The sequence below is a fragment of the Actinophytocola sp. genome, from assembly GCF_045807065.1.
GTDB lineage: Bacteria > Actinomycetota > Actinomycetes > Mycobacteriales > Pseudonocardiaceae > Actinophytocola.
In genome coordinates, this window is the sequence record NZ_JBJMIE010000552.1 from 1 (window position 1) to 9437 (window position 9437).

A 9437-nucleotide genomic window follows, 5' to 3' on the forward strand; every position below is an offset into this window, starting at 1 on the left:
CCACCGGCCACGACAAGTCCTCGCCGCCCAACCTGGGCTATGGGCGGCGGTTCAAGAGCTTCGGTGTCGAGAACGGCCGGTACCGCGCCCAGATCAGTGACCCCGCGGCGGGCTGGGTGACCGCGGATAGCCGGTACGTTGAGCGAGTCCCGGACTCTTGGTGCGTCTGGTAGCCCACCCTGGGGGCCACTGAAGTAACAGGTTGGTGTGCCCGGCAGCAAGAACGGCTGCCGGGCACACCAAGACAATGCTTGGGGCTGCCGGTTCCTGAGTGCTAGGAACAGGACGACGGCGCAGGCATCCCACCTACGTCCTACTATTTCGCCGTCGGCGTACCCGCTGAACTGCGCCCGACGTGACGACCAGCGCCGGGCTTGGTCGGCCCAGGTCCGTCGGCCCGTCAGGTGGGAATGGTCATCTGTTCGGGCGTTCCTGGCACAGGTTCACCAAAGAGAAGCGACCGTGCCCTGGTTCGGAAGCCATCGTTCAAGCCAGTGGCGCCCACCAAGAACTGCAGGACATCCGCAGCTTGCTTCGCGGCGAGGTCGTCGTGCAGGGAGCCGAGGTCGGCTGGTTCTACGCGTTGGGCTAGTGCGGTGACGGTGGTGAGCACTTCGAGCAGCCGTAGCGCAGGGAGCACGCGATCTGGTCGACGCATGACCCTGGTGACCAGCTCGCGGAGTTTGGAGTAGTACGTCGGGAGGGGATCGACTCGGACCTCGGTGGGCAACGCTCCGCCGTCGCGGAGGCTCGCGAGCAGCCCGGAGAGTTGTTCTTTCTCGCGCAGGCCGACGACGCCGCCGAAGAGGTACTCCCGCAGTCCACGGTCCGGGTCGGAGACATGCGCGGCTCGGATGTTGTGGATGGCGTGACAGAGACTGACCAGGTACAGCCAGGTCAGGTCGAGTACCAGAGCGAGGTGTCGGGGGTTACGCGGATCGAGTTGGTCCGCGCACTCGCGAAGGTGCTCAACCAGCTGCATCAGGTTGCGGTACTCGTCGTACAGCCAGTAACCGAACTCGCGGTAGTCGAGCAACGGCTTGAGCTTTTTGTCCAAGCCGGTGAACGCGGCGAGCACCGTAGCCGCGCTCGACACGTCGAACAGGTAGGACATCGGCGTGGCGTCGAGTGGCACCTCGCAGGGGTGGAAGTCCTCCAGGCGACTGAGGTCTGCGCTGGTCAGCGTGGTGACGCCCAGCCGGGTGGCGAGTTGTCGGGCGGCGTCGGTGACGACCGACTCACGCACCATGTAGGCGTCATCGGCGTCGAAGAAGTCGCCGACACCGCGCACCCAGAACACCCGGCCGGTCGAGCCTCCGGCCGTGGTCTTGCAGTCCACGATCGCGCTGTGCAGGCGTGCACCGGCCAGATTGATGCCCAGCACGTCCAGGTCGGTGAACGACTCCGGTTGTGAGGAGCGTCGGCTTCGGTCCTTCGTGGCCTCTGGTTGAGCCGGTCCCCACGCGCCGCGGAGCTGCACGTCCAGGCGGGTTGTGTAGCCCATCCGCCACAGCAGCCGGCGCGAGGCAACCTTCAGGCCAAGGTCCTTTTCGCTCATCGGATCCGTCCTCGCCCCAGAGCCGCGTCGACAACGGCCTGCCATTGCCGGGGCGACACCTTGGCCTTGTCACGCAGCCGGTACGTCGTCTGCATGGGGGCAGAGTAGGGCTGACCGAGTACCAACGCGGCCCGTGCCTGCTCGTCGCCGACCCGGCCCGCGACCTGCTCGCCGTGTGTGATCAGGTCACGCGCGATCCGCAGCGCTTCGCGGTTGTCCTCGGTGTCGATGAACATGGGACGTACCCAGGTACCTCCGGGCCTCGAGTCCGGGGCGAAGGCGATGATGCCGGCCTGGTGCATGAGCCGGTACTGCCGCTCATGCGAGCTGTGCGGCTGGAGAATCCCCTGGTGGGGATCGAGGAGCTTGTCGATCACGTTGACCAGCGCGTTGGCGGGCAGGCTTGAGTAGCCACCGAAGTGCTGCCCGCATCGCAGGCACGCGAGTACCGCGAGCGCCTTCTCCAGAACTGGCTTTCGCCCGCGCAGCAGCTCCCGGTCGAGCGTGTACGGCAGGGCCGCGAACGGCTGCAAGGTCCTGGTCGGCAGCTCCACGGCCGGGGCGAGGAGAAGGCCGCGGGCGATGGCGTCTTGCAGCACACGGTCGGCTTCTGTCACCGGCATGCCTTGCTCTCCGCGCAATGCGGCGAACGCGTCCGCGATCTCAGCTGGGCCGTAGTCGCGGACCAGGTCGCCGACGACCTCCGGGTTCTCGAACCCGAAGAAGGGCGAGTACACCACGTCCCCGTCCAGCAATGGGATCCTCTTGACCAGTTCGGCCTGAGCACCGACCTCGAGGAGCGTGGGGACGGCGGCGGTGTCCAAGCCGATCCGCGCGGCAAGTTCCTCGACTGGCACCGGGGCGTCGGCGAGGTTGTCGACCAGCGCCACCATCTGCTGTTCGAGTTCATTGGGCCGCCGTGCTCGCCAGGCCTTGCCGAGTTCGGCGTACAGGTCGTCGTAGTAGGGCACGTTCTCGGTGAAGCGGGCGATCCTGCCGTCCGTGAGTTGCACTCCCTGTACGAACTCCACGTCGACCAGGGCCTGGATGACGGTGTCGAACGCGTACTGGTTGACGTCCAACTGCTCGGCGGCCACGGCCCGGAGGGCCTGCGCGTTGTTGATGACGTCCTGCCCTCGGATGAGGGCAGCGAGGCTGGCGGCCATGCCGATCAACTGGGTCTCGGCCAGCTGGGTCAAGCTGCCGGAGTTCGGGTGGATGTTGCGGAGACCGGCATGGATGTCCTGACAGCGAAGGCCCTCGTCGAACGGTTCCATCTCGCTCCTTTCCAACCCGACCCGGTTAGCCTATTCGGCCCAATGGTCCTGTTCAGCCGGTTTTCGGCCTCGCGCTCCCCGGGCCGACGCGAGGCGGGGCACACATTGCCGAGACGGCGACTCTATGTCGTTGGTGACGACCAGTTGAGCAGCTGCCACGCGTCTCGGCGCGGCGGATCCCACGGGCTCGACCAGCACAGTCACAACACTCACACTTGCTGTGCTGACGTGCGACGACACGGGCAGAATCGAACGAGTGTGCCAGGAGGTGAGTTAGCATGCGGCTGGTCGGCTCGACAGGCCATCTCCGCTCCGACCGCGAGCAAGGATCCTCGGGCTTGCCAGGTTTCACCCGATCGGATGAAGGGGAGCAGACGATGGTGCTCGGGCGTACCTGCGGGAAGTGCGGTGAGCAGCCGCCAGGTCCAGGCGGCGTGTTGTGCCCTACCTGTCGTGACAAGATCACGCTGGACCTAGCGGGGTGGCAACCGCCGGTTGCGGGTGCCGGCCATGACGATGCGGAGCCCACGGCCAGCGATGAGTCGCTTGTGGTGTCCCCAGGCCAGCCAGCGACGCTCTGACTGGAGACTCCCTGCCGTTGGCCGGGTGTCCCCCAGTGAGTCAGCGAGGCGGTATCCCCCTGGTGAGCTGCGACTATTCACCATGGCGAGAGCGCAGACGTTAGTGTCGCAGATGGACACCTGGCAGCCGGCCGTCTTGTAGTGCGTTGGTAGCACGGGCGTCCGGGTGGAGGCGACATGGCCCGTGCACCTCGTGGCGGTAGCTCGCGGCTGCCTGCTGCCGTGGCACCGATGCTCGCGTCACCGGACGGTGGTCGCCTGCCCGACAGCCCGGACTACGCGTACGAGTTCAAGTACGACGGGTACCGCTCCGTGATGCGGGCGGCTGGGGATGGCATGTTCGCGTTGACGAGCCGCAACGGGAACGACCTGACCGAGGAGTTCGCGGTGCTCGCTGGCGGCCTCGGCGACGCAATGGGCGGGCGTGCCGCGGTGTTGGACGGTGAGTTGGTGGTGCTCAACGAGGCTGGGCAGCCGGAGTTCGGGTTGATGCAGGAGCGTCGCGGCCGGTACCAGCAGGGGCTTTCGGTGGCTGACTGGCCGGTCCGCTTTCTCGTGTTCGACCTCCTCCTGTTGGGTGACACCAGGCTGCTCGACGAGCCGTACGAGCGGCGTCGCGAGCTGCTCGAAGGAGTGGTGCTGCCGGATCCGGAGCGGATCGCGGTGGTGCCCGCCTTCACCCACCCCGCGCTGGCCGCCGATGGGTTGACACCCACTGATCTGCTGGACCGGGCCAAAGTGGCTGGGTACGAGGGCCTGATCGCCAAGCGCCGCGCGTCCCGGTACCACCCGGGCCAGCGAAGCCTCGAGTGGCGCAAACACCCCTTGATCCAGACCCAAGAAGTCCTCATCTGTGGCTGGCGCCCTGGCAAAGGTCGGCGCACCGGCACCCTCGGCGCTCTGCTGCTCGGCGCCTACGACACAACCAGCGGTGACTTGCTGTACGTCGGGGACGTGGGCACCGGTTTCAGCGAACGCGACCTGCGCTCCCTACACGCCCGGCTCGCATCACTGGAGCGCCCGACGTGGCCGTTCACGACCGCTCCAGCACGCGAGGATGTCCGGCACGCAGTGTGGGTGGAGCCCGTCCTGGTTGGCGAGGTGGTCTACCGCCAGTTCACCCGCACGGATCGCCGGCTGCGGCACGCAGCGTGGCGCGGATTGCGGGAGGACCGGGAACCAACCGAGGTCACCGCTCCGGACCCCACGCTAGGCCGCCCGCTAGATCAGGTCGCTGAGGAGGGGACGGGTGTGGTGGCGGAGCAGCGGGTCACGGTGCAGGTGGGCGAGCGGCGGCTGGTGCTGACCAACCTGGACAAGACTCTCTACCCCGACGATGGGTTCAGCAAAGGCGAGGTCATCAACTACTACAGCCGGATCGCGCTGGTGCTGTTGCCACACCTGGCCGGGCGACCGGTGACCTTCATCCGGTTCCCCAACGGGGTCGCGGGCGAGCAGTTCTTCGAGAAGAACGTGCCCCGACACGCCCCGGACTGGGTGCACACCGTGCGGCTACCCAGCAGCGGCTCCCGCAGCGGACGAGGCGACCACATTGACTACGTCCTGATCGACGACCTGCCGACCAGCGTTATCTGGGGCTTTTTGATGTTTTCTCTGGTTGGGCGTGCTTGTTGGTGAGGCACGTTAGTCACAGATCATGTGCCGGGACGATGGGACTGGCTCGGGGATGCGGTGGTTAGCGTGTCTGGGAACCAGCGGCTCCAGTCTTCATGCGCGGCCGCTCGCGCGTGGCGTAGAAAGATCGCCGTGGATGTCGCGGAGATCAAGCGGGTTTGCCAGTCCTGTGGCCGTCTACCGGCGAGTAGGGCGGTGAGCAAGGGCTGTAGCAGGGTCGGGCCGTGGGTGCAGGGCGCCCAGTCTGCACAGACGACAGCCGTGTGGGCGAGGCTCGGATGGCGACACAGTCTCACCGGGTTGACGCGCTGCGCGACCTGCCAGCCGGTGACGCCGTGCTCGCGCTGGCTGACCTGAATCGCCGCGACCATGACCTCGACGACCCAGAAATCGAGGACGACATCTCCTTCGTTGACGAGTGGCGCCAGGATCTGGACCAGCTAATGTCCAGTCTCGACCGGGCCGGCGCGACGTCGGCGGTGGCCGCCCTGCTGGTCCGGTACGGCCGCGAGGTGGACGGCACGCCCGCCGCCTGGACTTGGGCGGAGATTGTGGCCGGATTAAGGCCGTTGCTGCGGGAGAGCGTGGCAAGCCCGGACAAGGTTCTGGCGGCAGCAGCCCGGCCACAGCGCCCCGATGACCCGACCGGGGACGACAAACGGCACGATCACCTTCACCAAGCTGGAGGTGTATGCCAACGAGTTGGCGGAGATCCTACCGCCGAGCGATCTTGCGCTCATCGGCATGAGCGTCGCCCTTGGAGCAGGCGATCGCCGCGGCATAAGAGTGCGATGTAGTTGTCGTTTCAGTCGGTGAGGGTGGCACTCTTGGAGCGTTTCGTCCATGCGCGTATCCAATGTTGCCGGACTCGCCAGGTGAGGTGAATGGTGACGAGTGTTGTAGCAAGGCCGAGAAACCAGAGGGCGATTAGCGCGATACGTTGACCTACAGGCACGTGCCATGAGTCGATGAATAGCTTCGGCGCCAGCCATAGCAGCGATAGGATGGCCACGCCTGGATACTGGATGAATAGTGGATCAATTGAACTGATCGCTGGTAGTCGAGGTCGCTTGTAGTCGAGGATCCAGCGTTCCCAACCCAGGCCGCCTGGAACCTTGCCGTCTAGCACTTCTCGGATGTATGTTGCCGCATCGTGTATTGCCGCATGATACGTTGCATATCTACCAAACAACATATATGTAGTGAGCGGCAACACCAGGAGAAGTGCGACACGGTCTTGATTGGTGATAACAAACCCGAATACTGCGCCAGATATTGTAACCTGCAAGTTTGACGCTTGCTGTTGGCTTGTCATCTTTCTATCAATTTCCTGTCGCAACGCCGTGAACTCGGCCAATGGTCCTTCATGTCCCGGATTATCATAGGCGTGAGTCATAAGAAGTAATAATAGAAGCACCCTACGTAGTTGGAAAGCCTCTGACGGGTTCGTCGTCGCGGCCGACTGCAGCGGCCCCGCGTCGAGGGAGGATTCAATATCGGTTTGGTCCTGGAGCAGCTGGATCTGATACCGAGCTGAACCATCTGCTCGTCAGCATGAGCGGATCGTGTCTAGCTCCTCTGGCCAGCCTTCGTGGGCAAGCAGACTGAGACCTGCCAGCCTCTCATGGCGAGCCAAGCGGAAGTCCTTGTCTGCCACTCAGGCCCGAGCGCCGGTCGCGACGATCAGACCGCGGGACCTCGTGGGCAAGACCCGATATCGGCTGGTGGTCGAGCTGATTACAGAACTCAAAACCATCGACAGGAAGACCAAGACCGCTGACAACGATCTTCGGGAGCTGGTGAGCTTTCCCCGGTTGTCCGGATACCTTGTTTCACACCTGTGGGTTCACGGGATGCGGAATTCCTCGTCCCCCCGATCGCCTCGGGCCTAGCCATTGCCGACCGTGTCCAGCATGTCGGCTTCTCGCGCTACGAGACGACGAGCTCAGCCGGGTGAAAGTGGCACGGCGCCTGCAGCCTGAGTGGGGCCGTGCTCGAGGTGGGTCGCGGTGACCGGCTCCCAGGTACGGTCGTCGCCCATTTAGAGGTCGCGTCTGGAGGTACCCGGGAGCACCATGGCGGGATATCACGCTCGGGCGAGAGAGGACAGCGCTGATGGCCGGAGACCTATCCTCCTACTATTCGGCGACCAACGTGTCGCTGGCCGTCGGAGCGGCGCTAGCGGCGACAGTCCCTCTGGTTCTCGTGGACGTCCGGGGAAGCCGGAAGTTCCGCGAGCCGGGCCTCTCGCTTGTCTGGCTTGTCAACTACCTATCCTTCGCATACCTCGTCGGCGGAGCACTCGGCTGGGTGACCGGCTTCGGCCCGACGGCGGGTTTTTGGTTTGCGCTGGGAGCGTGTCTGGCCTGGCACGTCGCGCTACGCGTCGGCAGATGGCAGGCTGCCGCCGAAACCCGCGCCCCCGTCCCGGATTCGGTTGACGACGCCGCGGATCGCCTTGTCCAAGCAATACTAGAATATGCGAAATACCTGCACAAACAGTACAAGGACCGTGCGCTTCTCGCGCTGCGGGCGAACACCACGCGAACTCTGCACCTTCTCGGCGCCCACGACCAGCGGGCCGAACTAGGTCGTCTCTGCCTGCACGCCGCCCAGCGTGCCGAAGACGTTGAGACCGAAGCGTCGATACTGCTGGACGACCTTGGCTGGGCCTACCACGAAAGCGGTCATGACGATCTTGCCCGCGAACACATCACCGAGGCGATCGAGTTGGTCGAACAACGCATCGCCGCTTCGCAAACTGATGGCACGACCGGACTGCAGCTTCTTCTCATCCGCGGCTACCGCCACCTCGCCGCAATAGCACCGTCCCACGACCTCGACGGAGCCCTTAGAAACCTGATCCGGGCCGAGAGCCAGCTGATCGACTTGGCCGAGGATCTGAGCACGGCCGAAAAGCATGGTCTAAACGCCGTCTACGGACACGTCGTCGCCGTGCACTATGGTCTCACCCGCGGGGAAACGGCCGTATTCCCGGAGGGAACGGCCGAAGCCGTCCAAGTCGCCGAAGCGATGAACCGCGTCGAACCAGCGATCACCTACTACGAACATTCGGGCGACATCGAGCGCGCCGCCAAAACGGCAGCGATCTTCGCTCGACTCGCTCGTCATCGCGTCTCCAAGCGGCTCCGCGAAGCGGCGATTGCACGCTTGGACCGGCTAGACAGGCTGGTCGTCCGCGACCTACGCCGCTGGACCGGCGAGGGCGACGTTTCCGCATCGCGGCCGATGCGATGACGGACGAATTGGTTGACGTCTTTGACGAATCGGGCAGACCACTGGGCACCGCCACGAAACGACTCGCCCACCGCGTCGGGCTCTGGCACTACAGCATGCACTGCTGGATCTACCGCAGGGACCCGACCACCGGCGAGGTGAAAGTGCTAGTCCAGCGACGATCTTGGGACAAGGAATTGCATCCTGGACAGTGGGACATTTCTGCGGCCGGACACTACCAGGCCGGGGAGACGATTAGGGACAGTGGCAGGGAGATCTCCGAGGAGCTCGGTCTATCCGTCGAGTACGATGACCTTCGTTACGTAGGCATCCAAACCGAAGTCGACAAGGTCGGCGGCCTCACCAACCGCGAGTTCTGCCGGGTGTTCCTGCTCGCGTCGGAACTCTCACCCCACGAACTAAAGCCCTCGCAACACGAGGTCTCGGGTCTCGTCGAGATCACCACGGGCGAGGGCTTGGCTCTCTGGAACGGCGAAAAGACCGTCGCTTGCGCCTCCGGGATCGAATACCAGTCCGGGAAGTGGGTGCCGTACCGCACTGAGATCACCCGAGAAGCGTTCGTTCGGCGCCGCGACTTCTACTATCTCAAGGTGTTCCTTCTGGTCGACCAGGCCGGCAGGGGCCAGCAGTACCTTGCGATCTGATGGGAGTTTCCGGCCGCGGATGATCAACCGAACAACCTCGGATCCATATCAAGCACTCAGGCGGACCTCGCGGTGCCTTGCTTACAGCACGATCGCCGACACAATGACCACCGACGACGAGGAAGGCAAAAGCGGACAGCCCCACCAATCACGCCGGTCACAGCCTCAGTCCTCGTCCGGGATCCCACAATTACAATTAGTTGAGGCTCACGTAGGCACACGTGCCGGTTGGCGGGACGTTGGGTCTGCTGCACGAGTAGGTGACAGTGGTAGTCACGCAGCCTGGCTGGCTGGCGTGGTCATGATTGCTTCGTATTCGATGGGGGTCAACCGGCTGAGGGCGGTTTGGCGTCTGCGGCGGTGGTAGGTGCGTTCGATCCAGGTGACGATCGCGGTCCGCAGTTCGTCTCGGGTGGACCAGGTGTGCCGGTCGAGAACGTTGTTCTGCAGCAACGCGAAGAAGCTCTCCATCGCGGCGTTGTCG

The 9437-nt window shown here is 64.5% G+C and carries 8 protein-coding genes; 4 read left to right on the plus strand and 4 right to left on the minus strand.

Annotation, left to right across the window (positions count from 1 at the left end):
* Nucleotides 1-400: 400 nt before the first annotated feature.
* Both ACJ73U_RS32220 and ACJ73U_RS32225 read right to left on the minus strand, forming a co-directional pair.
* Nucleotides 401-1558, minus strand: a complete 1158-nt coding sequence (locus ACJ73U_RS32220) for a hypothetical protein (protein WP_407781510.1) — start codon at nt 1556-1558, stop codon at nt 401-403.
* Nucleotides 1555-2835, minus strand: a complete 1281-nt coding sequence (locus ACJ73U_RS32225; RefSeq protein WP_407781511.1) for a hypothetical protein — start codon at nt 2833-2835, stop codon at nt 1555-1557. Before ACJ73U_RS32225 ends, ACJ73U_RS32220 begins: the two co-directional genes overlap by 4 nt.
* Nucleotides 2836-3647: 812 nt before the next feature.
* Between ACJ73U_RS32225 and ligD the strand changes: the two genes are divergently transcribed.
* Entirely contained in the window at nt 3648-5054 is a 1407-nt protein-coding gene (gene ligD, locus ACJ73U_RS32230; RefSeq protein ID WP_407781512.1) for a non-homologous end-joining DNA ligase, read from the plus strand.
* Nucleotides 5055-5329: 275 nt separating this feature from the next.
* Nucleotides 5330-5848 (plus strand): hypothetical protein, encoded by a 519-nt coding sequence (locus ACJ73U_RS32235; protein ID WP_407781513.1) that lies wholly within the window; start codon nt 5330-5332, stop codon nt 5846-5848.
* 8 nt (nt 5849-5856) lie between these two features.
* Here the strand turns inward: ACJ73U_RS32235 and ACJ73U_RS32240 are convergent, their stop codons facing one another.
* Nucleotides 5857-6447, minus strand: coding sequence for a hypothetical protein (locus tag ACJ73U_RS32240; RefSeq protein WP_407781514.1), 591 nt, complete (start codon nt 6445-6447; stop codon nt 5857-5859).
* 719 nt (nt 6448-7166) lie between these two features.
* Here ACJ73U_RS32240 and ACJ73U_RS32245 point away from each other — a divergent pair.
* A complete protein-coding gene (locus ACJ73U_RS32245) occupies nt 7167-8309 on the plus strand; it encodes a hypothetical protein (protein WP_407781515.1) in 1143 nt (380 codons plus the stop codon).
* Nucleotides 8306-8953: an NUDIX hydrolase gene (locus ACJ73U_RS32250; protein WP_407781516.1), complete on the plus strand. Its 648-nt coding sequence runs from the start codon at nt 8306-8308 to the stop codon at nt 8951-8953. Before ACJ73U_RS32245 ends, ACJ73U_RS32250 begins: the two co-directional genes overlap by 4 nt.
* A 273-nt stretch (nt 8954-9226) precedes the next feature.
* On the opposite strand, the gene ACJ73U_RS32255 is transcribed toward ACJ73U_RS32250, so the two are convergent.
* A partial coding sequence (locus tag ACJ73U_RS32255; RefSeq protein ID WP_407781517.1) for an IS3 family transposase occupies nt 9227-9437 on the minus strand: 211 nt, incomplete at its 5' end.